Source organism: Micromonospora sp. NBC_01796, from assembly GCF_035917455.1.
In the GTDB taxonomy this organism is placed as follows: Bacteria; Actinomycetota; Actinomycetes; order Mycobacteriales; family Micromonosporaceae; genus Micromonospora_G.
Genome location: NZ_CP109078.1, coordinates 3,307,204 through 3,329,965, shown reverse-complemented (window position 1 = coordinate 3,329,965; position 22,762 = coordinate 3,307,204). Strand labels below are relative to the sequence as shown.

The 22,762-nt window shown below is 71.6% G+C and carries 27 protein-coding genes; 17 read left to right on the top strand and 10 right to left on the bottom strand.

Features of this window, described 5'->3' with window-relative positions; genetic code table 11:
* Positions 1 to 3 precede the first annotated feature (3 nt).
* From nadC to OIE47_RS15375, 6 genes are all read right to left on the bottom strand, one after another.
* Positions 4 to 939, bottom strand: a complete 936-nt coding sequence (nadC, locus tag OIE47_RS15400) for a carboxylating nicotinate-nucleotide diphosphorylase (RefSeq protein ID WP_326562177.1) — start codon at positions 937 to 939, stop codon at positions 4 to 6.
* Positions 936 to 2,621 carry an L-aspartate oxidase gene (locus OIE47_RS15395; RefSeq protein WP_326562176.1) on the bottom strand — a complete coding sequence of 562 codons (1,686 nt, stop codon included), beginning with the start codon at positions 2,619 to 2,621 and terminating at the stop codon, positions 936 to 938. Before OIE47_RS15395 ends, nadC begins: the two co-directional genes overlap by 4 nt.
* An 84-nt stretch (positions 2,622 to 2,705) precedes the next feature.
* Positions 2,706 to 3,617, bottom strand: coding sequence for a septum formation family protein (locus OIE47_RS15390; RefSeq protein WP_326562175.1), 912 nt, complete (start codon positions 3,615 to 3,617; stop codon positions 2,706 to 2,708).
* A 119-nt stretch (positions 3,618 to 3,736) separates the two neighbouring features.
* Positions 3,737 to 4,165, bottom strand: coding sequence for an aspartate 1-decarboxylase (gene panD, locus OIE47_RS15385; RefSeq protein ID WP_326562174.1), 429 nt, complete (start codon positions 4,163 to 4,165; stop codon positions 3,737 to 3,739).
* Positions 4,165 to 5,061: a pantoate--beta-alanine ligase gene (gene panC, locus OIE47_RS15380; RefSeq protein WP_326562173.1), complete on the bottom strand. Its 897-nt coding sequence runs from the start codon at positions 5,059 to 5,061 to the stop codon at positions 4,165 to 4,167. The genes panD and panC overlap by 1 nt, the downstream gene beginning before the upstream one ends.
* A 103-nt stretch (positions 5,062 to 5,164) precedes the next feature.
* The gene (locus tag OIE47_RS15375; protein WP_326562172.1) at positions 5,165 to 6,130 is read right to left on the bottom strand and encodes a Rossmann-like and DUF2520 domain-containing protein; all 966 of its coding nucleotides are present in this window, start codon (positions 6,128 to 6,130) and stop codon (positions 5,165 to 5,167) included.
* Between the two features lie 243 nt (positions 6,131 to 6,373).
* On the opposite strand from OIE47_RS15375, the gene OIE47_RS15370 reads away from it, so the two are divergent.
* Complete coding sequence (locus tag OIE47_RS15370) at positions 6,374 to 7,432, top strand: SAM-dependent methyltransferase (RefSeq protein WP_326562171.1); 1,059 nt, start codon at positions 6,374 to 6,376, stop codon at positions 7,430 to 7,432.
* Positions 7,433 to 7,438: 6 nt separating this feature from the next.
* Here OIE47_RS15370 and OIE47_RS15365 read toward each other — a convergent pair whose 3' ends face one another.
* Positions 7,439 to 8,281 (bottom strand): isocitrate lyase/PEP mutase family protein, encoded by an 843-nt coding sequence (locus tag OIE47_RS15365; protein WP_326562170.1) that lies wholly within the window; start codon positions 8,279 to 8,281, stop codon positions 7,439 to 7,441.
* Positions 8,282 to 8,542: 261 nt separating this feature from the next.
* On the opposite strand from OIE47_RS15365, the gene OIE47_RS15360 reads away from it, so the two are divergent.
* From OIE47_RS15360 to OIE47_RS15350, 3 genes are all read left to right on the top strand, one after another.
* A complete protein-coding gene (locus OIE47_RS15360) occupies positions 8,543 to 8,965 on the top strand; it encodes a hypothetical protein (protein ID WP_326562169.1) in 423 nt (140 codons plus the stop codon).
* Positions 8,962 to 9,162, top strand: a complete 201-nt coding sequence (locus OIE47_RS15355) for a DUF6186 family protein (RefSeq protein WP_326562168.1) — start codon at positions 8,962 to 8,964, stop codon at positions 9,160 to 9,162. The genes OIE47_RS15360 and OIE47_RS15355 overlap by 4 nt, the downstream gene beginning before the upstream one ends.
* Before the next feature lie 157 nt (positions 9,163 to 9,319).
* Positions 9,320 to 9,466, top strand: a complete 147-nt coding sequence (locus tag OIE47_RS15350) for a hypothetical protein (RefSeq protein WP_326563355.1) — start codon at positions 9,320 to 9,322, stop codon at positions 9,464 to 9,466.
* A gap of 7 nt (positions 9,467 to 9,473) precedes the next feature.
* Here the strand turns inward: OIE47_RS15350 and OIE47_RS15345 are convergent, their stop codons facing one another.
* Entirely contained in the window at positions 9,474 to 10,262 is a 789-nt protein-coding gene (locus OIE47_RS15345) for a prepilin peptidase (RefSeq protein ID WP_326562167.1), read from the bottom strand.
* A gap of 727 nt (positions 10,263 to 10,989) precedes the next feature.
* Between OIE47_RS15345 and OIE47_RS15340 the strand changes: the two genes are divergently transcribed.
* From OIE47_RS15340 to OIE47_RS15285, 12 genes are all read left to right on the top strand, one after another.
* On the top strand, positions 10,990 to 11,496 hold the full coding sequence (locus OIE47_RS15340; protein ID WP_442792157.1) for a hypothetical protein: 507 nt from the start codon (positions 10,990 to 10,992) through the stop codon (positions 11,494 to 11,496).
* Positions 11,490 to 12,395, top strand: a complete 906-nt coding sequence (locus OIE47_RS15335; protein WP_326562165.1) for a hypothetical protein — start codon at positions 11,490 to 11,492, stop codon at positions 12,393 to 12,395. Before OIE47_RS15340 ends, OIE47_RS15335 begins: the two co-directional genes overlap by 7 nt.
* Positions 12,392 to 13,054, top strand: a complete 663-nt coding sequence (locus OIE47_RS15330) for an SAF domain-containing protein (RefSeq protein WP_326562164.1) — start codon at positions 12,392 to 12,394, stop codon at positions 13,052 to 13,054. Before OIE47_RS15335 ends, OIE47_RS15330 begins: the two co-directional genes overlap by 4 nt.
* 2 nt (positions 13,055 to 13,056) lie before the next feature.
* Positions 13,057 to 13,860 (top strand): ParA family protein, encoded by an 804-nt coding sequence (locus tag OIE47_RS15325; RefSeq protein ID WP_326562163.1) that lies wholly within the window; start codon positions 13,057 to 13,059, stop codon positions 13,858 to 13,860.
* Positions 13,850 to 15,457, top strand: a complete 1,608-nt coding sequence (locus OIE47_RS15320; protein ID WP_326562162.1) for a CpaF family protein — start codon at positions 13,850 to 13,852, stop codon at positions 15,455 to 15,457. The genes OIE47_RS15325 and OIE47_RS15320 overlap by 11 nt, the downstream gene beginning before the upstream one ends.
* 85 nt (positions 15,458 to 15,542) lie before the next feature.
* The gene (locus OIE47_RS15315) at positions 15,543 to 16,397 is read left to right on the top strand and encodes a type II secretion system F family protein (protein ID WP_326563104.1); all 855 of its coding nucleotides are present in this window, start codon (positions 15,543 to 15,545) and stop codon (positions 16,395 to 16,397) included.
* On the top strand, positions 16,394 to 17,263 hold the full coding sequence (locus OIE47_RS15310) for a type II secretion system F family protein (protein WP_326562161.1): 870 nt from the start codon (positions 16,394 to 16,396) through the stop codon (positions 17,261 to 17,263). The genes OIE47_RS15315 and OIE47_RS15310 overlap by 4 nt, the downstream gene beginning before the upstream one ends.
* A 29-nt stretch (positions 17,264 to 17,292) precedes the next feature.
* Positions 17,293 to 17,499 carry a hypothetical protein gene (locus OIE47_RS15305; RefSeq protein WP_326562160.1) on the top strand — a complete coding sequence of 69 codons (207 nt, stop codon included), beginning with the start codon at positions 17,293 to 17,295 and terminating at the stop codon, positions 17,497 to 17,499.
* Positions 17,447 to 17,974 (top strand): TadE/TadG family type IV pilus assembly protein, encoded by a 528-nt coding sequence (locus OIE47_RS15300; RefSeq protein ID WP_326562159.1) that lies wholly within the window; start codon positions 17,447 to 17,449, stop codon positions 17,972 to 17,974. Before OIE47_RS15305 ends, OIE47_RS15300 begins: the two co-directional genes overlap by 53 nt.
* 2 nt (positions 17,975 to 17,976) lie before the next feature.
* Entirely contained in the window at positions 17,977 to 18,459 is a 483-nt protein-coding gene (locus OIE47_RS15295) for a TadE/TadG family type IV pilus assembly protein (protein WP_326562158.1), read from the top strand.
* Positions 18,456 to 18,881, top strand: a complete 426-nt coding sequence (locus OIE47_RS15290; RefSeq protein ID WP_326562157.1) for a hypothetical protein — start codon at positions 18,456 to 18,458, stop codon at positions 18,879 to 18,881. The genes OIE47_RS15295 and OIE47_RS15290 overlap by 4 nt, the downstream gene beginning before the upstream one ends.
* 16 nt (positions 18,882 to 18,897) lie before the next feature.
* Positions 18,898 to 20,034 (top strand): LysM peptidoglycan-binding domain-containing protein, encoded by a 1,137-nt coding sequence (locus tag OIE47_RS15285; protein ID WP_326562156.1) that lies wholly within the window; start codon positions 18,898 to 18,900, stop codon positions 20,032 to 20,034.
* A gap of 84 nt (positions 20,035 to 20,118) precedes the next feature.
* On the opposite strand, the gene OIE47_RS15280 is transcribed toward OIE47_RS15285, so the two are convergent.
* Positions 20,119 to 20,970, bottom strand: coding sequence for a Rieske 2Fe-2S domain-containing protein (locus OIE47_RS15280; RefSeq protein WP_326562155.1), 852 nt, complete (start codon positions 20,968 to 20,970; stop codon positions 20,119 to 20,121).
* Positions 20,971 to 21,128: 158 nt separating this feature from the next.
* Here OIE47_RS15280 and OIE47_RS15275 point away from each other — a divergent pair, with 158 nt between their 5' ends.
* The gene (locus OIE47_RS15275; protein WP_326562154.1) at positions 21,129 to 22,187 is read left to right on the top strand and encodes an NAD-dependent epimerase/dehydratase family protein; all 1,059 of its coding nucleotides are present in this window, start codon (positions 21,129 to 21,131) and stop codon (positions 22,185 to 22,187) included.
* A gap of 119 nt (positions 22,188 to 22,306) precedes the next feature.
* On the opposite strand, the gene OIE47_RS15270 is transcribed toward OIE47_RS15275, so the two are convergent.
* The gene (locus OIE47_RS15270) at positions 22,307 to 22,723 is read right to left on the bottom strand and encodes a hypothetical protein (RefSeq protein WP_326562153.1); all 417 of its coding nucleotides are present in this window, start codon (positions 22,721 to 22,723) and stop codon (positions 22,307 to 22,309) included.
* Positions 22,724 to 22,762: the final 39 nt, after the last annotated feature.

Here is a 22,762-nt window from a genome sequence, read left to right as displayed (position 1 = left end):
TCGTCAGCCCCGGTGCTCCAGGTCCGTACCCTCGTCCCGGCCGTGATCTGCCGGCCGGAGGTCTAGTGCGATGTCCAAGATAGGCGACGAGTGGGTCAGCGCCCCAACCGAAAGGTAGTCGACCCCGGTGGCCGCGTACTCGGCCGCCACGTCGAGGGTCAGCCCACCGGTCGCCTCCAGTTCCGCCCGGTCGCCGACAACCGCCACCACCTCGGCCAGCAGACCGGTGGTCATGTTGTCGCAGAGCAGGAACTTCGCCCCCGCCTCCACCGCCTCGACCGCCTCGGCGACGTCAGTCACCTCGACCTGGATCGGGACCTCCGGGAAGACCTCCCGGACCCGCCGGTACGCCGGGGCGATCCCGCCCGCCGCGAGCTTGTGGTTGTCCTTGATCATCGCGACGTCGTACAGGCCCATCCGCTTGTTCGTGCCGCCGCCGGCCCGGACCGCGTACTTCTCCAGCACCCGCAGGCCCGGCGTGGTCTTGCGGGTGTCCAGCACCGTCGACTTGCTCCCGACCAGGGCGTCCGCCCAGGCCCGCGTGTGGGTCGCCACCCCGGACATCCGGGTGAGCAGGTTCAGCGCGGTCCGCTCGGCGGTGAGCAGGACCCGGGTCGGCCCGGTCACCGTCGCCAGCACGTCGCCGCGGGCCACCCGGTCGCCGTCGCGGGCGTGCACGACCACCTCGACCGTACGGCCGGACACCTCGTCACCGACCAGCTCGAACACCGCCGCCGCGACGGCCAGCCCGGCCACCACCCCGTCGGCGCGGGCCACCACGTCGACCGTGTCGACCTGCCCGGCCGGAATCGTCGCCACGCTCGTCACGTCGACCCGGTCCGGCCCGAGGTCCTCCTCCAGCGCGGTCTGCACGATCCGGGTCACGACCACCGGATCCAGTCCGGCCGTACGCAACGCGTCCTCGGTAGCGGTCCTCACAGCGCCTCCCAGGTGTCCACCAGTTCGCCGGCCGGTCCGATCGAACCGACCAGATGACCCCGCCACTCGTCGCTCACCGTCGGGAAGTCCTCCCGCCAGTGGCAGCCCCGCGTCTCCTGACGGGCGTACGCCGCCGTCACCAGCGCCGACGCCACGGTGACCAGGTTCGTCGCCTCCCAGCTCGCGGTCCGGGGCGCACCCCGGCTCAGGGCGACCCCGGTCAGTTCGGCGGCGGTCGCCCGCAACGACTCCGCCGACCGGAGTACGCCGGCACCCCGGCTCATCGCCCGTTGCAGGGTGGTCCGGGTCTCCGGCTGTACGACCCAGCCGGTGCCGCCCTGCCAGGCCCCGCCCGGCGCCGGCTGCACCTGCGGCGGCAGGTTGTGCGCGATGTCGTCGGCGATCCGCCGGGCGAAGACCAGCCCCTCCAGCAACGAGTTGCTGGCCAACCGGTTCGCCCCGTGCACACCCGTGCAGGCGACCTCGCCGCAGGCGTACAGGCCCGGGATCGAGGTACGGCCGTGCAGGTCCGTACGGACACCACCGGAGGCGTAGTGCGCGGCCGGCGCGACCGGGATCAGGTCGACCGCCGGGTCGATCCCGATCGCCAGGCAGGAGGCGACGATGGTGGGGAAGCGCTGGTTGAGGAACTCCGCGCCGAGGTGCCGGGCGTCCAGGTAGACGTGGTCCTCCCCGGAGGCCACCAGCACCCGGTGGATGCCCTTCGCCACCACGTCGCGCGGGGCCAGTTCGGCCAGTTCGTGCTGACCCACCATGAACCGCTTGCCGTCCGCGTCGACCAGGTACGCCCCCTCGCCCCGCAACGCCTCGGAGACCAGCGGCTGCTGGGCGGCACCGAGCACACTGGTCGCGTCGGCCGGGCTGATCAGGGCGGTCGGGTGGAACTGGACGAACTCGAGGTCGGTGACGGCTGCACCGGCCCGGATCGCCAACGCCACACCGTCCCCGGTGGAGACCGCCGGATTGGTGGTGGCGGCGAAGACCTGCCCCATTCCGCCGGTGGCGAGGACCACCGCGCGGGCCAGGATCGCACCGACCCCGTCCTCGCTGCCCTCACCGAGTACGTGCAGCGTGATGCCGCAGGCCTGGCCCGGTGCGTCCCCCCAGCCGGGTGCGCGCAGCAGATCCAGCACCAGCGCGTGCTCGACCAGCCGGATCCACGGGTCCCGGCCGACGGCGTCGTGCAGGGCGCGCTGCACCTCAGCACCGGTGGCGTCACCACCGGCGTGGACGATCCGGTTGGTCCGGTGCCCGCCCTCGCGGGTGAGCATCAGCGACCCGTCCGCGTTGCGGTCGAACTCGGCGCCGATCCGGATCAGTTCGCGCAGCCGGGCCGGGCCCTCCTCGACCAGCACCCGGACCGCCTCCGGGTCGCAGAGCCCGACCCCGGCAACCTCGGTGTCGTACGCGTGCGCGGCGGGAGTGTCCAGCGGGTCGAGTACGGCGGCGATGCCGCCCTGGGCCCAGCGGGTGGAACCGTCATCGATGTTGACCTTCGTCACGACGGTGACGTGCAGACCCGCCTCACGCAACTGGAGCGCGGCGGTCAGCCCGGCGATACCCGACCCGACCACCACCACGTCGGTGGTCTCCACCCAGCCCGGTGCGGGTGCGGCGAGCAGCGTGGGCAACACCGGCAGATCCAGGGTCGGCACATGCATCAGCACAGTGAACCCCGCTCGACGCACGGCCCGACCGCCGGGGGCGGCGAGGGTGATCTGGATCTGATCGGATCGCTGATGCGGCTATTTGGTGGGGATGGGCAGCGCCGCGAGACCGCCGCCCCGCAGCGGGCGGTTGACCGTGCCGTCGCCGTACAGGTCCAGGTAGCAGCGGATGCCCCGGTTGCCTGCCTGCCAGTCGTCGCGGGTGGGCGGCAGGGGAACCACACCGGCGCGGAACGCAAGGTTGACGTCATTGGGCGTCCCGATGTGCGTCGCCATCAACTTCTGGCACTCGCCGAAGATCGGGACCCAGTCGAGGTCCTTGGTCGGGTAGTTCATCTCGGGCGCCTTCCACACCCCGACGAACTCGCTGTTGTGCGCCTTGGCGCAGTCGACGGCCACCATCCCGGTGATGCTCCGGTTCGCCGCTCGATTGATCGTGTAGCAGGTCAGACCCAGCGGGGACGGAGTTTTCAGGGCACCCCGTACGCTCGCCGTACGGCTGGTGACGACGCCGTTGGTGGGCTCGACCTTGGCCACCTCCGCCATGTCGCACCGGAACCACCGCGCACCACCCGTCCAGGCGACCGGGGAGGGAAGGGCCACCTCCAGCCGGAGGCGGCCAGCCCGCCATTCGTTGCCGACGTATTCCCGCGCTTTCCCGTCGCATTCGCCGAAGGCGGTACGAATCTCCGGCGAACCCTCCACCGGCGGCACCTCCCGGCCGGCGGCAACACCGGCGAAGGTGCCGACGTGCACCGTCTCGGTCCGGTGCGGGGCGGTGCAGTCGACCGGCTCGTACGACGAGAGCGGGGCGACCTTGACCGGGTCTGCCGGATGGCAGGTGCCGACCGGCGGGACGAACGGTTTCGCCTCCGCCAGCGGAGCCCAGTCGTCCATCAGCGAACCGTCGATCCCGGCCGAATTCCCACACCCGCTGAGCAGCACGACCGCCACTCCCACCGCGACGGGGACGCTCCACCAACGACGCATCGCGTCCCTCCCCCAGGGCGGCACCAGTATGGACGGCTGAGTCACAGCGTAGCCGTCCGGTGCCGTTGCGTCGCCTCGGCGAAGTGGTCGATCGTGCTCGACCCATCAGTTCGGTGTGCTCACCTGACGTCCGCCACCAGGTCGCCCCGGACCAGATCGTCGGCCATACCGGGGGCCACCCCGGCCGGGTCGGCACCGAGTTCGATCACCCGGTTGTCCGCGTCCACGTGCACCACCCGAGGCTGGTACGACCGCGCCTCGGCGTCCTCGAACTGCCCGTACCCGATGATGATGACCAGGTCACCGGGGTTCACCAGATGGGCGGCGGCACCGTTGATACCGATCACACCCGTGCCCCGGGCGCCGGGGATGGTGTACGTCTCCAGCCGCGCCCCGTTCGTGACGTCCACAATGGCCACCTTCTCCCCGGGCAGCAGGTCGGCGGCTTCGAGCAGCTCCTCGTCGATGGTCACCGAACCGACGTAGTGCAGGTCGGCCTGGGTCACCGTGGCGCGGTGGATCTTCGACTTGAGCATGGTGCGGAACATCAGATTTCTTCCTTCGAATCAACGGCCGGGTGGCCGAGCGAATCAGTGGCCGGGCCGGCGAGCCGGACGGCCAGGTTGTCGATCAGGCGGGTGCCGCCGACCCAGGCGGCCACCACCATCCGGGCCGGGCCGGCGAGCGGGGCCGGAGCCAGGTCGGGGTCGGTCAGAACCAGGTAGTCGAGCTTCGCGCCCGGCGTACCGGTGGCTTGGAATGCCTCGTGGGCGGCGGCGAGCGCGACGTCGGGGCCGACCCCGGCCGCCGCGGCGGTCGCGCCCGCCCGCAGGGCGGCGGACAGGCTCGACGCGGTCACCCGCTCGTCCGCCGACAGGTAGCGGTTACGGCTGGAAAGGGCGAGTCCGTCCGGTTCCCGGACCGTGGGCACACCGACGATCTCCACCGGTACGTTCAGGTCGAGCGCCATCCGGCGGACCAGCGTGAGCTGCTGGTAGTCCTTCTCGCCGAAGAACGCGAAGTCCGGCCGGACCACCTGGAGCAGCTTGAGGACCACGGTGAGGACCCCGTGGAAGAAACCGGGGCGGCTGGCGCCCTCCAGTTCCCCGCCGAGCGGTCCGGGGTCGACCCGGACCAGCGGCGCCCCGGTCGGGTACATCTCCTCGCGGGACGGCGCGAACACCAGGTCCACCCCGGCCGCCGCGCAGACCGCCAGGTCGGCGTCGAAGGTACGCGGATACTTGTCGAAGTCCTCGGTCGGCCCGAACTGCAACGGGTTGACGAAGATCGTCACCACCACGTGGTCGGCCCGCTCGCGGGCTGCGTGCAGCAGTGCCTCGTGCCCGGCGTGCAGCGCGCCGAGTGTCATCACCACCGCGACCGTGCCCGGCAGCGCGTCGCGCGCCGCCGCCAACTCGGTCCGGGTGCGTACCACCTCGGTCATGCCCGCTCCTCGCTTCCCTGCTCGCCGGCGCTTCCCCGGCTCCCGACGCTGCCCTGCCCGGCGACGCTGCCCTGCGCGGCGAGGTCAACCCGGCCGGTTGTCATCAGACCGACTGCCGCTGCCGGTCGGCCAGCACCCCGAGCAGCGACACCGCGTCGACCGGGCGGAGCCGGCCGGCGGCGATCGCCCGGTCGGCGGTGCGCCGGGCCAGCGCCAGGTAACCGGCGACCGACTCGGGTGCGGTCGCGGCCAACCGGTCCAGGTGCTTGGCCACGGTGCCGGCGTCGCCCCGGACGACCGGGCCGGTCAGCGCCGCGTCGCCGAGCCGCAGCGCGTTGTCCAGGGAGGCGTGCAGCAACGGCCCGAGCACCTTCTCCGGCTGCGCCACACCCGCGTCCCGCAACCGGTCCATCGCCTCGTTGACGAGGGTGACCAGGTGGTTCGCGCCGTGGGCGAGAGCCGCGTGATAGAGCGGACGGTCGCCCTCGGCCACCCACTCGGGCACCCCGCCCAGGTCCGCCACGAGCCGGGCGGCGAGCGGCCGGAGGTCCGCCGGGACCGTCACGCCGTACGAGATGCCGGGCAGTCGGGCCAGGTCGTCGGCGGTACCGGTGAAGGTCATCGCCGGGTGGACCGCGAGCGTACGGGCACCGACGGCGGCAGCGGGTGCGAGCACCCCGAGCCCGTGCGCGCCGGAGGTGTGCAGGACGAGTTGGCCCGGACGCAGGGCACGGGTCTCCGCCAGACCGGACACCACGGCGGCGAGCGCGTCATCCGGCACCGCGATGATCAGCAAGTCCACGCCGGCACGGGCGACCTCGGCGGCGGGCAGGTTCACGGCGCCGGGCAGCAGTTGGGCGATCCGGGCCTTCGCCGCCGCGGAGACACCGGAGGCGGCGCGCACCCGGTGTCCGGACCCAGCCAGCGCGGCGCCGAGTACGGCACCCACCCGGCCGGTGCCGATCACACCGACAGTCAGCGTCCTGGGCGGCACGGCGGCAGCGGTGCGGTGGGCCGGCGCGGTCACCCCGACAGGGGTGGCCGGACGCGGGCGCGGCGATGCGCTCATGTCTTCGATCCAGTCCTCGATAAGTGGTACCGGTCGATCGCAATTATGCGCCGTTGTTACGGATCTGCGACAAGCATGTGTGAAAACCTTCACCACCGCCGGAAGGGCAGGAATGCGGGACCTGAGCCGAACGCATTCCCGCTGCTACAGACCCGTTCCGCCACCCCGCCGACCGTGGCGCGGGTCACCTCGCCATCGCCGTAGGGTCTGCACCGTGACCTGCACCGCAGAACGGACGAACCCATGCCGATGACCTGGCGGGCGGCGATGACCACCGCCCTGTACGGCGCCGACGGGTTCTTCGTCACCGGCGACGGCCCGGCGGCGCACTTCCGTACCAGCGCGAACGCCGCACCGGTGCTCGGCGCCGCGCTGCTGCGCCTGCTCGACCGGGTCGACACCGCCCTCGGCCACCCGGACCGGCTGGACGTGGTCGACGTCGGGGCCGGCCGGGGCGAACTGCTCCGTACCGTGGCCGCGCTCGCCCCGGCCGAACTGGGCCGCCGGCTGCGACTGACCGGGGTCGAACTCGCCCCCCGCCCCGACCCGCTGCCGCCCGAGATCGAGTGGCTCGACACCGTGCCGACCGGCATCGTCGGGCTGCTGATCGGCACGGAATGGCTGGACAACGTACCGCTCGACCTGGCCGGGGCCGGGCCGGCGGGCTGGCACCAGGTCCTGGTCGACCCGGTCTCGGGCATCGAGTCCGCCGGTCCGCCGATCGCCGCCACCGACCTCGCCTGGCTCTCGCACTGGTGGCCGGACCAGCCGGGCGGGCCCGGTTTGGCGGAGGAGGGTGCGGCGGGGCCGCTGCCGGGTGCGCGGGTGGAGATCGGCCGAAGCCGGGACGCCGCCTGGGCCGCCGCCGTCGACGCGGTCGACCGTGGGCTGGCCCTGGCCGTCGACTACGGCCACCTCCGCACCGGTCGCCCGATCGGCGGTACGTTGACCGGCTTCCGATCCGGCCGGCAGGTGCCACCGGTGCCGGACGGGTCCTGCGACCTGACCGCACACGTCGCCGTCGACTCGGTGGCGGCGGCCGGCGAGGTGGTCGCCGGTGTGGCGTACACGCTGGTCAGTCAGGGGGCGGCGCTGCGGGCGCTCGGGGCAGACGGCCGCCGACCACCGCTCACCCTGGCCGGCACCGACCCGACCGGGTACGTCCGGGCGCTCGCCGCCGCCTCGACGGTGGCCGAGCTGACCGACCCGGCCGGGCTGGGCGGGCACTGGTGGCTACTCCAACCGGTGGGGATCGAACCCGGCGGCCTGCTGCCGGAGCAGACGGCCGCCGGAACGAGGTGACCGGCCTCAGCGGCGGGTCATCAAGGCGTTGACCGTGCCCCAGTCCAGCGCACCCACCAGAGCGTTGTACGTCCCGGTGCCGAACGCCTCCTCGGCGACCCGCCGGGCCATTCCGTACGCCGCCTCGGCGGGTCCGGAGCCGAGGCTCAGCCGGCTCACCCCGAGTTTCGCCAACTCCGGCAAGGACGGGGCGCCCGGCCCGGCGAGGATGTTCACCGGGGCGGGGATGTCCCGTACCAGGTCGGCGACCAGTTCCGGATCCACCACCCCGGGTACGAAGATCCCGTCCGCCCCGGCAGCCAGGTACGCGTTCGCCCGCTCCACCGTCTCCGCCAACCCGCCCAGCCCGCGCAGGAAGGTGTCGACCCGGGCGTTGACGAACAGCGGGATGCCGGCGTCGTCCGCGACGGACCGGGCGGCCCGCAGCCGGGCACACTGGTCGTCGACGGGTCGCAGCGCCGGGGCGCCCCCGTGCACCGCGTCCTCGATGTTGACACCGACCGCCCCTGCGGTCAGCACCGCCCGTACGGTCTCGCCGACCTGGTCCGGGGTGGCGCCGAAGCCGGACTCGATGTCCGCGGTCACCGGTACGGAGACCGCACCGACGATCCGGGCGACCAGGTCGACGGCCAGGTCACGGGCGAGCACGTCGCCGTCCGGGGCGCCGAGACTCCAGGCGACCCCGGCGCTGGTGGTCGCGATCGCGCGGGCGCCGGCCGCCTCCACGATCCTGGCGCTGGCCACGTCCCACGCGTTGACCAGGACAACCGGCTCACCGGCGTTGTGCAGGCCACGGAACTGCTCCGCTCGATGCTGTTGCCCGGTCATGAGGTTCTGCTGCTCAGTCATGACCGCCAGTCTCCGGCCGGCGCCGGCCCCCGTCGTACTGTTTAAGCCCCAGCTAAAACCCCCGGTTACGTCCCAGCTCGAACCTCCCGGCCAGCGGACGCCGGTGGCCTGGTGCTGATCCCGTCGTGCGCTGCTCGCCGGCTCCGGCTGACGGGTGCCACCCCCACCGTTGTCCGGCGAGCGCCGTCGTTTGTCCAGTTCACCCCGATCACCCGCGTGCCGTAAGCGGATAAAGCGGTAGAAGCACCGCATCCTATTGGGATGCATCAGACGGATCTGGACACGGCCGAGCCGCCCGCTGCCGATACTGTCGGCCCACTCGTCGGTCGGGCGACGCCCACCTTCGCCACCGCCATCGCCGGGTACGCCCTGCTGGCCGCGGTCGCCCGGCCCCTGACCCTGCCCGCCGCCTGTGCCGTACTGGCACCCGGACTGGTCCTGCTCTGGTGGGGGGCGAGACGGGTGCCGCACCGTACGCTCTTCGCCGGTCGGGCGACCGCGGTGACCTGGGTGGGGCTCGGCGCCGCCTTCTGCGTCTGGGAACTGGTTGCCCTGTTCACCGGCAACGACGCGGCACATCCGACGTTCAGCATCCTGGCCGACCCGTTCCTGGACACCTATCCCGGCCGGCTCGCCGGCTACGTGCTGTGGCTGAGCACCGGAGCCTGGCTGGTGACCCGTTGACCGCACGCGCCGTACTCGTTGTCGGTTTCGCCCTGATCATCGGCGCCATGATCCTGGTCGACCTCGCCGGACGACGCCCGAACAGTACGGTCGCCCCGCTGGGCAGCGCGCTCATCGCCGCCATGCGCAGCGGAACCGGGCGGGTGATCGTGCTCGGGGCGTGGCTCTGGATGGGTTGGCACTTCCTGGCCAGATGAGGGCTGGCCAGGTGAAGCGGGCTCCTGCTGTTTGCCGCCCTCCCGGGCGGGAAGCCAGCGGACACGTCAAAAGCAGATTTTGTCATCCGAACTCCACGGGCCGGACGAAACGGCCGATCGCCCCAGCGGAGGAAAGATGCCCGTTTTCATCAAGAAAGTGTTTGCCTGGGGAGGCCTGGCCTTCCTGATCTTCTTCATCGCGTTCCGACCGGACAGTGCCGCGCACACCTTCAAGACCCTCGGGGCGGGCTGCATGATGCTCGCCCAGGGTTTCGGCGACTTCATCACCAGCCTGATGACCTGACCTTCCGTCAGGTCAGTGTCAGCGTGACCAGGCTGCCCAGGATGAGGAACGGGCCGAACGGCAGGTGGCCGGACCAGCGGACCCGGCCGGCGACCAGCAGGACGACGCTGGTCAGCGCGGCGGCGACAAACGCCACCATCAGCCCGAAGAACACCATCTCCCAGCCGAACCAGCCGAGCACCGCGGCGCTGCTCAGCGCCAACTTGGCGTCGCCCAACCCGAACCCGCGCCGCCCCAGCAGCACCGTCGAGGCGGCGAAGACGAAGGCGACCGCAAGCCCGGCGAGCACCGACCGCACCCAGGCCGTACCGCCGGCCGTTTCCGTACCGCCGGAGAGTGCCGCGAGGCCGAGCAGACCCCAGGTCCCGAACGCGGCCGCGTAGGTGAGTCGGTCCGGCAACCGGTGTACGGCCAGGTCGACGAAGAACAACGGCAGTACGCAGAGCACCCACCAGGCGAAGGCGACCGTCTCCGACGCCGGCCGGGCGGCCAGGGCCAGCACCCCGATCGACACGAGCAGGGCCAGTTCCACAGTGGCGGGCGGGGCGCCGATCCGATGGCCGCAGGTGCCGCAGCGGGCGAGCGGGGAGAGTGCCCGCAGCGGTCCGGCGAGCCCGATCGGCGTACCGCACTCGTCGCATCCGGTTCGTCGCTCCGTGCCGCCCGGCACCGAGTCGGCCGCGACGATCCAACGGATCAGCGGGGCGACGGTGGCGGCGGCGAGCACCCGCAGCGGCCGGGCGGGACCGGTCCGCAGGGGGGTGGCCGGCACCGGCCGGCGCTCGGTCAGCGACATGAGGGCCTCCGTCGTGGGGTGGGACGACCCGGCCGGGCCGAATCTTCGACAACACGGTGCGTAACTTCATGATCAGCCAAGAGCGATCTTCGATCGGCGCTCACCGCTGCCGCGCGGCCGGCCCGGCGCCGGTCCCGGCGATCACGCGCGGCAGCCGGGGATCCGCCGGTACCGCTTCCGGACCGGGGTACGGAAACGGCCAGACCACCGCCATCCGCTGTATTTCGCAGTGCATCCGAACGTGCATCAGCACGCGCAGGGTGATCCACCAACCCGGACCGGAGCCCACGAGCGAGTCGATAGGTATCGACCATCATCAAAGGACCTCAATGGATATCAGGATGGAAGATGGTGACCGTACGTGTTCTCTGCAATTGCCTCTGTTGCATCGTCGGCGGTCAGCCTATGCTCGCCCCTTGGGTGAAGCGCAACCGTAGGGTAAAACAGATCAACCAGCTCATCCGGCAAAGAATTGGCACATCGGTAAGATCCCGTTCAGATTGACACAAGTAAATGTCCGTACGGTGGCGCCGGGCTCGACACGAGCCGTCCGGTGCGGCCGTAACGTGCCCGCACCCAGCGGACACACACCCCTCACCAGCACCGACCGGTGAGACCAGCAGTCCGGTGTTGAGAAAGGCGAGCGGCGGAAAGGATGGACACACCGTTGCGCGCACAGCGATTGGGCAGGTTCTCCGCCGTCCTCATCGTGATCCTGTCGGTCACCATGAGCACCGGCTGCGCCAAGGACCAGGAGCCCGGTGCACCGGCGTCTCTCGACGGCGCTCCCGCCGCGACACCCGATGCCGCACCGGAGACCGAAGCCGCCTCGAAGGCCGCACTTGCCGCCTATGCCGGCTATCTGGACGCCGCTCGGGAAGCGGAGAAATCGGCAAACCCACTCGATCCGGCGCTCAAGAAGTATCTGGCCGACCCCCTGCTGACCCAGGTCCGGCTTGCCATTCGTGATGCGAAGGAGCACGGCGCGATGCGTACCGGCACGCTCATCTCCGATCCGCGAGTGACCGACGTACGGCTGGACACCGTCCCGGCCACAGCCTCGATCCAGGACTGCCTGGACGGCACCGGCTACCGGCTGGTCTACACCAAGGACAAGTCCGTCGTACCCGGCTCCACCAGCGGCCGGTACCTGGCCACCGCGACCGCCACCCGCTACTCCGACGGCCGCTGGCTGATCAGCACCGGCACCGCCCACCAGGACCAGCCGTGCTGAGCCGGCGCCTGCTCACGGTCGGCGCGATGGCGACCCTGGTGCTCGCCCTCGGACTCACCGGCTCCGCTTCCGCCCGCGACCCCGGCGCCGATTGCCCGCCCTCGTCGACCAACTGCGACGTCTGGGACGACATCCCCGGTAACCCTGATGGGCCCGGCGGCGGTGGTCCGGGCGGTGGCGGCGGCGGCAACGACGGCCCGGCCCGCAAGTGCGTACGCGACGGCGTCGCGGTCACGTGCTACGACGACGTGCTCGGCTGGTTCAACCCGCAGGACGGCTGCTACTACAAGGTCGCCGAACCGCAGCCAGACGAGGTGCCGGAAGGCAAGACCTTGTATCAGGCGAGCTGCGCCGAAGGCGGCCTGATCCCGCGCCTGTTGGACGGACCTCCCCCCGGCTTCGGCGCTCCACCGGACCCCGGAGAGATGGCGGCCGAACTGCTGGCCAGTCTCACCCTCAAGAACCCCCGCGTCGGAATCGCCCCGCACCCGAGTAAGGGAGCCGGCCTGGTCGGGCTCCCGGTGTGGCTCTGGACCGATCCCGGAGCGGAGACCTGGGGACCACAGGTAAAGAGCAAGTCGGACCGCGGCATAACCGTCCGAATCGAGGCCAGTGTCGACAGGATGGTCTGGAACATGGGCAACGGCGACAAGGTGACCTGCACGACCCACGGCCGGGCGTACGTCCCGGCGACGGACAAGGACACCAAACCGCCGTGCGGCTACGCCAACGGCTACAGCAAGCCGAGTGGCGACAACAAATACAAGGTCAGCGGGACCACGTACTGGGTGGTGCCGTGGCGCGTCATCGGCGGCGGCGCGAGCGGAACCCTGACCACCCAGCGGAACAGCGCCGAGGTGGAGATCGAGATCGACGAGCTTCAGGTGGTGACGAGGTGACCGTGGCACCCACCCGCAACGTGTCCGGACCGGTCGACGCGCCGGTGGCACCGCCCAAGGTGGTCCGGCAGCGGCGGATCCGACCGGGCCTGCTCGGCCTGGCGGTCCTGCTGGTGGCACTCGGCGGGCTGGGGTCCGCCTTCGCCGTCACCTCGGTACGGGCCACCGGCAGCTACCTCGCGGTGGCCCGGCCGGTCCCGGTCGGTGCCATCCTGACCGCCGACGACGTCGTACGGGTCGAGGTGGCCGGCGGCCAGGGTCTGGCACCGGTGGCCGCGAGCCGGCTCAACGAGGTGGTCGGGAAGCGGGCGACGGCTTCGTTGACCCCGGGCACCCTGCTGACCGCGGCTCAACTGACCGACAAGCCGCTGCTCGGCCCCGGACAGCAGCAGGTCGCCATCAGCCTGGACGTCGAGGCCGTGCCGGCGAAGAAACTCCGCCCCGGCGACAAGCTCCTGCTGATCGGGTTGCCCGACAAGAACAGCACCGGTGGCGCCGACGCGGCGAGCACCCGGTTCGAGACCACCGTGATCGACACATCGCTCCCGGACAACAACACGGTCGTGATCTACCTGGCGCTCGCCGTCCGGGATGTGCCGGCGGTGGTGGCCCTGAACGCCAGTGACCGCATCGCGGTTGTCCTCACCGCGACGGCCTGAGCATGGCCGTCGTCGCCTTCGTCTCCGCCAAGGGCTCGCCCGGGGTCACCACCGCCGCCCTCGCCTGCACGCTCTCCTGGCACCACCGGGTGATCCTCGCCGAGTGCGACCCGTCCGGCGGGTCGGTGCTCGCCGGCTACCTGGGTGGGGCACTCAGCGGTCCACGGGGAATCGGAGAACTTGCCGTCGGCGAACTCCGCGACGGCAGCCTCGACAGCGCGTTCTGGTCCCAGTTGGTCGACCTGGACGCGCCCAAGCGGGAGCGGCTGCTGCTGCCCGGGGTGGTCGATCCGGCTCAGGCCGGCAGTGTCACCCCGCTCTGGCAGCGCTTCGCCGACTTCTTCACCGATCTCGACCGTGGGCAGCCGGCGTACGACGTGCTGGTCGACTGTGGCCGGTTGCAGGTGATCGCGCCACCGTGGCCGGTGCTACGGGCGGCCGCCATCGTGCTGGTCGTCAGCGGGGCCCACCTCTCCGACATCTCCAGCACCCGCTCGACGGTCAAGGCGATCGAGCGGGACTTCGCCGAGCACCGGGTCCCGCCCGGCTCGCTGCGACTGTTGCTGGTCGGCAACGGGCACAGCCGGGGCGAGGTGAGCAGGGCGCTCGGCCTGCCGGTGATCGCGCACCTCCCGCACGACCCGCGTACCGCCGAGGTGCTCAGCCACGGCGGCACCGTACGGGCAAAGCGACCGCTGATGCGCGCGGCCGGTGCCCTGGAGGTGCCGATCCGTACCCTGCTGGACCGCCGCCGGGCCCGACTCTCCTGGCCGGCCCCCGTCCAGGAGGTGCCGAATGCGGTTTGAGCCGGTCTCGCACGACCCGCGCAGCCGGGACAACGGTGCCACCTCGACGGTGCCACCGATCCCGGCGAACGGCCGGCACCAGCGCACGGCCATTCCCCCGGCCAACGGCACCGCCCCGCCGGTCGGCGGCAACCCTCCCTATCCGATCCAGGGTGCCCGGGTGCCCGGCCCCACCGGAGGCGGGACGGTGGCGGGGACTCCGACCCAACGCCCACGGATCGACTTCGCGGTGGTCCGCGAACTCCGACGCGAACTCAGCGAACGGCTGACCCTCTGGCAGCGCGGCCGGGAGTTCAGCGTCGACGAGGAGGACACCGAGCGGGCCCGGCTGGCGGTCGCGGTGGTCGGCGAGTACGCCGACGCGGCCCGCCGCGCCGGCACTCCCATGCACGCCAGCGAGGAGCGGATCCTGCTCGACCAGGTCAGCGCCGAACTGGTCGGGCTGGGACGGCTGCAGACCCTGCTGGTCGACAGCACCATCGAAGAGGTGCACATCCTCGGCTGCGACCTGGTGCGGATCACCCGGCACGGCGGCGGGGTCGACTGGGCCGACCCGATCGCGGACAGCGACGAGGAGCTGGTGGAGATCCTCCAGGCCGCCGCCCGCCGGGCCGGCTCCACCGAGCGGTCACTGTCCACCTCGAAGCCGACGCTCGACCTCCAGTTGCCCGACGGCAGCCGACTGGCCGCGGTCTACCTGGTCAGCCACCGGCCGTACGCGGTGATCCGGAAGCACAACACCCTCGACGTGAGCCTCGACGAGATCGCCGGTGGGCGGGGCGACCTGGACGAGATGATCGACCTGCTGATCCGTGACTTCCTCCGGGCGGCGATGGCGGCCGGGCTGAACATCATGGTCGCCGGGCTGGCGGGTGCCGGCAAGACCACCGTGATCCGGGCCCTGATGGACGAGATCCCGGCGGACGAGCCGTACGTGGTGCTGGAGGAGAGCCGGGAACTGCTCCCCACCCGCCGGGGAATCAAGCACCGGGCGGTGATGAGCTTCGAGTCCCGCGAGGGACACGGCGAACGCGGAGCCGACGGTCGACCGGCCGGTGAGGTGACCATCGCCGACCTGATCCCGCTGTCGCTGCGGATGGGCGTACTGCGGATCATCGTCGGCGAGGTCCGCTCCCGGGAGATCGTCCCGATGCTCCAGGCGATGACCACCAGCCGGGGCTCGATGTGCACGATTCACGCCCGTACGCCGGCCGGGGTGGGCGAGCGGATCATCGAGCTGGCGCTGGCCCACGGCCGGGAGATGACGGTCGACCAGGCCCGTCGGATGGCCGGCAACGCGCTCGACCTGATCGTCTACGTCACGGTCGAGGACGAGACCGCGATCGGTGGCCGCAAGCACCGGTTCGTCTCGCACATCGAAGAGGTCATCGGCGCCGGTGAAACCGGTCGGATCACCACCACCACGATCTTCGGGCCCGGCCCGGACGGCCGCGCGGTCCCGAAGCACCTGCCCGAGCGGATCCGTGACCAGCTCCTCCGGATCGGGTACGACGCCCGCCTGCTGAGCCGCTACATCGAGGCCGGTACGGGTGCCTGGCGCCGTCCGCGGCGAACCCGGCTGGGACGGCGCGGATGAGCGGGACCGTGCAGACGATCGGGGCGGGCCGGTGATACCCCTCGGCAACGTCGAACTGATCGCGGTGCTCGCCGGAGCGGCCTGCATGGGCGGGCTGGTCCTACTGGTCGTCGCACTGGTCGGCACCACCAAGCCGACCCCGCCGCCCGGCGGTTCGGACCAGTGGCTGCGTCGCCTCTGGCAGGGCTCCGGCACCAGCCGCGCGGAACACCGCCGGCACCAGGCACTGCTCGGCGCGGCGGCGCTGGTGGGCGTACTGGCGTTCCTGCTCACCGGGCTGCCGGTGATCGGTCTGCTGTTCGCGATCGCGGTGCTGGGCGTTCCGTGGCTGTTCAACGCCGGTAGGGCCGAGCAACGGGTGATCGCCCGGATCGAGGCGGTCGGCGAGTGGACCCGCCGACTCAAGGACATGTCGAGCACCGGGCAGGGGCTGCAACAGGCGATCACCGCCACCGTCGCCACCGCGCCACCGGAGATCGAGGAGGAGGTGCGGCTGCTCGCCGCCCGGTTGCAGGCCGGCTGGCTGGGCCGCCCCGCGCTGCTCGCCTTCGCCGAGGAGATCGGCGACCCGGTGGGTGACCAGGTGGTGGCGGCGTTGATCCTGCACCTCTCCGATCGCGGCGAACGGCTGGGCGACGTGCTCGGCTCGATCGCGGCGGCGGCGGCCGCCGAGGTCGCCACCCGGCGGGAGGTCGAGGCGAAACGCTCCCAACCCCGGTTCGCGGTCCGGTTCCTGAGCGGGATGACCCTGGCGGTTCTGGTGTACGGGCTGGTGAACCCGGCCTACATGCGCCCGTACGACTCTCCGCTCGGACAGATCGTGATGATCGTCCTCAGCGCCTCGTTCATCGCACTCCTGGCCTGGGTCCGGTCGATGAGCCAGCCGCCCCGCCCGGCGCGCTTCCTTGCCACGCCGAAGCCGGAAGAGGTGCTCGCATGACCCTCAACTGGCAGCTCACGATCGCCGTGACCGGTGGCTCGGCCGTCGGCCTGGGCCTGTTTCTGATCGTCCGGGAGTCGCTGCCGGCCACACCGGCGTTGGGGCCGGCGCTACAGCGGCTGCACCAACCCGCGGCCCCGGCCGTCGGGCAGTTGAGCAGGAGCGAGTCGGAGTGGCTCACCGGCGTCGCCCGATGGCTGAGGCCACCAACCCGCGACCTCGCCCTGCTGGGTCGAACGCCGGAGCAGTACGCCCTGTCGATCGTGCTCTCCGTACTGATTGGACTGGTGGCCCCGGCGGCGGTTGCGGTGCTGCTCACCACGCTGGGCATCACCCCGCCGGTGGTGGTGCCGGTACTGGCTGCGGTGGGACTGGCGGCATTGGCGGCGTTCATCGCACACCGCGATGTGCTCGCCAAGGCGAAGAATGCCCGGCGGGAGTTCAGCCGGGCCGTCTGCACGTACCTGGATCTCGTCGCGTTGCAGCTCTCCGCGGCGCACGGGCCGGTGCAGGCGCTGGAACAGGCCGCCGCGGTCTGCGACGGCTGGGTCTTCGAACGGATCAGGGAAGCGCTGCGGTTGGCCCAGTTGCAGATGCATTCGCCGTGGGACGAAATCCGGGACCTCGCCGACGAGATCGGGGTGCCGGAACTCGGCGATGTCGGGGCCATCATGCAGTCCTCCGGATCCGACGGGGCGCAGGTACACGAAACACTCCGCCAACGGGCCGACTCGCTGCGGGATCAGATCCGCACCGACGAACTGGCCCGAGCCGAGACGGTGACCAGCCGACTCGACGTACCCGGTGCGCTGCTCGTTTTTGTCCTCATCGGTTTCATCCTCTATCCCTTCGTCGCCCGACTCTGAATCCGAACTTGCCAGGGAAGGAAAGAGCAATGTTCGTCTACGCCCACGTATACGCCAGAAACCGGCTCGCGGAGCTACGCGAGCAGGTCGACCGGGGTGACGGGCCGGTGCCCACCGCCGTCATCATCGTCGGCCTGGCCGTCATCGCGTTCGCCCTCATCGGAATAGCCACCACTTTCGTGGATGACTGGACCGGGAAGCTTCCCGGCCCTGATGACCCGTTCCCGGAGGACTAGTAACCCCATGCGTCGACGTCAGCCCGCACTGCCGCCCCTCACCGTCCCAGCGGTGGGGGGCGGCAGTGCGGGCTGCCCGCCCGGGAACGGTACGCACGGCTCCGATCGAGGGGCCACCCCGGTCGAGTTGGCAATCCTGCTGCCGGTGATCTTCATGCTGCTGATGATGTCGATCCAGGCCGGCGTGTACTTCCTCGCTCGGGCGGTGGCGCTCAACGCCGCGCAGATCGGCGTCAATTCGACCCGTACGCTCTCCGGCGACTCGGAGGCGGTCGCCGAGGCGAAGGTTTGGGCCTACATCAACGGCGCCCCCGACTGGCTCGTCGCGACCAGCGTCGACGTCGAACGGAACGAGGCGACGGGTGTCGCGACGGCGACCGTTCAGGGATCGGTGTTGCAGGTGATGCCCGGGGTCAAGTTCACGGTCCGGCAGAACGCGCGGGGCCCGATCGAACAATTTACCGCGGGAGACTGAGAATGGCCGGACGAATCAGGGGCCGCTGCGCGGAACGCGGGTCGGTCTCGGTGGAGGTCGCGATTCTCGCCCCGGTCTTCGTGCTTCTCTTCGGCATGGCGGTGGTGGCCGGTCGACAGGCCATTGCCGAGAACGCGGTCTCGGCGGCGGCCCACGACGCCGCCCGCGCCAGCAGCATCTCGCGCACGGCGGATCAGGCGCAGGCGGCCGGTGCCACGGCGGTGACGGAGCGGCTGGCCGAGCAGGGATTGAACTGTGACCCGGCCGCCGCTGTCACGCTCTCGGGCAGGTCGGCCCTCAGCAAGGGCACGAAATGGTCCCTGGAAGAGGCGTTCGCGCAGCCGCTCGGTGATCCCGTCTTCATCGTCGCCGAGGTCACCTGCGTGGTGTCGTACGAGGACCTGGCCGCGTTGGGGCTGCCGGCGCCAGAACCAGTCAAGGCATATTTCGTGTCGCCGATCGACCGCTACCGGAGCCGAGGATGAGCGGACGGTGGGACCGGGACGCCGGTCGGGTCAGCGCCTTCCTCGCGGTCGCCATGCTGGCGATCTTCATGGTCGTTGCCCTGTCGTACGACGGCACCCGGCGGCTCATGGCGCTGCAGCGTGCGCACAATCTGGCAGCCGAGGCGGCCCGCACCGGCGGCCAGGCGATCGACCTGGGCGCGGCGATCGACGGCGGGCCCAAGCGGCTCGACGTGGAGGCCGCAATCGCCGCCGTCAACGCGTACCGGGCCGCGGCCGGGGTCGGCGGTCCGCCGCCGGTGATCCAGGGCGAGCCGCCGAACCAGACGATCACCGTGACGGTCGAGTTCGACTACCAGCCGATCCTGCTCAGCGCGTTCGGCCAGGGTGCGGTGCCGATCGAGGGCACCGCCACCGCCCGGCCGCTCACCGACGAACCGTAGATAGGGAGGCGACGTCATGCCCGCAGCGCGCGTATCGGCGGCCCGGCGTACCGGGCAGTTCCTCACCGGTCTCTGCTCGCTCCTCGTTCTGGTCGGACTGATAGCCGGGGCGCCGATCGCGCTGTTGGCCTTCGCCGGCAACCCGCTACCGGACCACGTACCGACCCTGACGGAGGTCGGCAACACGCTGACCAGCCGCGACGACGGGCAACTGTTCGTGCGGGCGTTGGCGATCGTCGGTTGGGTCGGCTGGGCGACGTTCGCGCTCTCCGTACTCGTGGAGTTGCCGGCCCGGATCCTGCGCCGGCCCGCGGTCCGGCTGCCCGGCATGCGCCGGCAGCAGCGGGCGGCGGCGGCCCTGGTCGGGGCGGTGGCGCTGATCCTGGTGGCCAGCCCGGCCGCGACCGCGGCGACCTCGGTGGCATCCGGCACGGTCGCGACCGCATCCCACTCACCGACCGCCCGGCCGGCCCTGGCCATCGCCGGTCCGACAACGGCGACCACCACCGAGTACGCCCCGACCGCCTGGGCGGCGGCACCGTACGGTCGGACAACGGCCGCGCCGGTCGCCGCCCCGGTGACCACGGCAGCGGCGGCACCCCGTGCCCTGGCCGCGCCGAACACCCCCGCCGACGAACCCGCCCCGGTCTACCGGGTGGAGGACGGCGACTACCTCGGCACGATCGCGGATCGTTATCTCGGCGACTTCGAGCGCTACCAGGATCTGGCCCGGCTCAACGAGATCCGCAACCCGGACCGGATCAAGCCCGGTCAACTGCTGCACCTGCCGGCGGACGCCGCCGACCAGGGCATACGCAAGCACGCTACCGGCATGGTGGCGATCCCTCCACCCGCCGGTGGGCACGGCGACGCGCCCACGAACGGCTGGCCGACACCGGAGAAGCCGCCCGCGCCGCCCGCTGCACCCGCGCCGCAGCAACCCCGCCAGCCGGGCGAGGTCAGCACGTACGCGGTCGGGGCGTCCCGGGCCAGCGAGGTGAACAACCTGAACCGCCCGCTCGCGGTCAGTGCGGTGATCGCGGTGGCCAGCATCGTCGGCGCCCAGATCGGCGCGGTGCTCGGGTTACGACGGCGGCCCGCGACCGGCACCCTGAACGACGCCGCGGACGGCGGCCGGCACCGACGCGGCTGACCGGCAGCGGCGCAGCCGGGCCAGCGCAGTCGAATCAGCGCCGGCCCGGCCGAGCCCCCGTCAGGGCATCGCTCAGGGCACCCGTCAGGGCATCCGGATTTCCAGGACGCCGCTCATGATCCGGGTGGGCAGGGTCTGCTGGTCGGTGGCGGCCGGTCCGTGCACGACCTCGCCGTTGTCCAGCCGGAACGTGCTGCCGTGCCACGGGCAGACCACACAGACGTGTCCGTCGACCTTGGTCACGTCACCGGCGCCGAGCGGTCCGCCCTGGTGGGCGCAGTGTTCGAGCATCGCGGTGACGTTGTCCCCGTCGCGGTAGACCAGCACCGGAATGTCGTTGATCTTCCGGGTGACGAGGCTCGCCTCGGGCAGGGCGGCCAGGTCGGCGACCGGGTGCCAGCCCTCGTCCATCCGGTGCAGCTCGGGCGTTGCCTGGTTGACCCCGGCGCCCATCTTGTACGCGAGGTGCCCTCCGAGGAACGCACCCCCGCTTACCACCGACAGTCCGGCCCAGCCGAGGATCCGGCCGATGCCGTGCAGGCCGCTGAGCCGGGCGCCGAGCGAACTCCCGTAGATCGCCAGTCCGACCACGTTGGCGGCGGCGTGGACCAGGCCGACCCGGCGTTGCGACTGGGAGAGCGAGGCCCAGTCGTTCCAGCCGGCGAGGGCCGCCGGCAGGGCGCCGAAGGTGCCGATCGCGACGAGCGCCGTCGAGGCCCTGCGTTGGTTGGACAGCAGGTCGAGGATCGCGCTGGCGGTCCAGGCACCCACCGGTACCTGCACCAGCACCGGGTGGAGGGGGTGGCCCAGCCAGACCCCGTGGAGGAGGTCCCGCATCCACCGCCGGGGCAGCGCGGACCAGATTCCCCGCTGGATCTGATCGCCCACCCGGTCGAGTTGGTTCGCCTGCTCGAGTTTTGTCAACGCCGCTCGCATCCGCGCCGGATTCCCCGATGTCCACCCGGCAAACCGGGCTTGTCCGTCTGATCCCGTCCCTCGACGCAGTGCCGGTGCGTGCAGGGATCCCCGACCACCTGCCCGGCGTCGATGCTCCGCGCAGGGCATGACCGGGCGGCGGTCGGGTAGAGGTTGACATGAGGATCGCCATCACCGGGGCCACCGGCAACGTCGGAACCGCACTCCTGCGCCGGCTGGCCGGCGAATCGGACATCGAGCTGGTCGGCATCGCCCGGCGTCCGCCGCCGGACGAGGCCGGTGCGCCGTACGCCGGGGTGCGGTGGCATGCGTTGGACCTCGGCGAACCGGACAACCTCCCCCGGTTGACCGACGCGCTGCAGGGGATCGACGCGGTGGTGCACCTGGCCTGGCAGATCCAACCCAGCCACCGTCGGGTGCTGCTGCGACGTACCAATCTCACCGGGACCCGGCACCTGTTGCGGGCGATCGACGAGGCCGGGGTGGGCACGCTCGCGTACGCCTCGTCGTTCGGGGCGTACGCCCAGGGTCCGAAGGATCGGCGGGTGACGGAGAGCTGGCCGGCGACCGGGATCAGCGGTTCGGGCTACAGCACGGACAAGGCGGCGGTCGAGGCGTTGCTCGACGGGGTGGAGCACGACCACCCCGAGCTGCGGATCGTCCGGATACGACAGGCCCTGGTCTTCCAACGCGACGCGGGTGCCCAGATCAGGAGGCATTTCATCGGACGGATCGTGCCGGTCGGTTGGCTCGGTTCGGGGCGGCTGCCGATCATCCCCCGGAACAAGCGGTTACGCGCCCAGGCGGTGCACGCCGACGACCTGGCCGACGCGTACGTGCGGGCGTTGCGCAGTGACCGGGACGGCGCGTTCAACATCGCCGGCGAACCGGTGCTCGACGGGCCGGTGCTGGCTCAGGAGCTGGGCGGCCGGAGCATCCCCGTGCCGATCTTCCTGCTCCGAATGCTGGCCAAGGCGGCGTGGCGGCTGCGGCTGCTGCCGACCGAGCCTGGCTGGATCGATCTCACCGCCGGGGTGCCGCTGATGGACTGCTCGCGGGCGGAGCAGGAGTTGGGATGGCGTCCCCGGCACGATGCCCGGGAAGCGGTACGCGACGTCCTCGGCGGCATCGCGGTCGGTGCCGGAACCGGCAGTATGGTCCTGCGACCGGACCGCCGCGCCGCTTCCGACCTGCGGGGCCGCCCGGCGACCAACTAGCCCTCGGCCACCCGCCAACTCCGGCCACCGGCCAGGCCCGCCACCGGTCAGCCGACCGACTCCGGAGGACACGCACTTGTTGACCTCCGGGCGTGGAGCCGGAGTGACCGGGGTGGGGATCAGGTCAGGTCGGCCTCGTCGTCCGCGATGGGGCCGGGCAGTTCGCCGGTGCCGTACGGGTCGAGCACCTGACGTACGCGTCGACCCCAGCGCTCGTGCGCGGCCTGGCGGCTGATTCCGGCCGCCCGTGCGATCAACTCCCAGGTCACGCCCCATCTGCGGAGCCCGATCAGGCTGCCCATCGGGTCGATGCCGGTCTTCAGCTCGATCCGGAACCGGAGGAGTTGGGCGGCCACCTCGCGTTGGGCGCCGACCGGGCTGTCCTGCTCGGCCTGCCACTGCTCCGACCCGGGTACGGGTCGACCGCCGAGCAGCAGGTCGGCCTGCTGGCTGGCCTCGTTGGCCGCCGCGTGCTCTGCGGCCAGGGCGGCCGGTGCCACGTCCACGGTCAGCGCGGTGCTCATCAACTGATCCACTACGTCAAGGTATCCCTGACGCGCCCGACTGTCCACTAT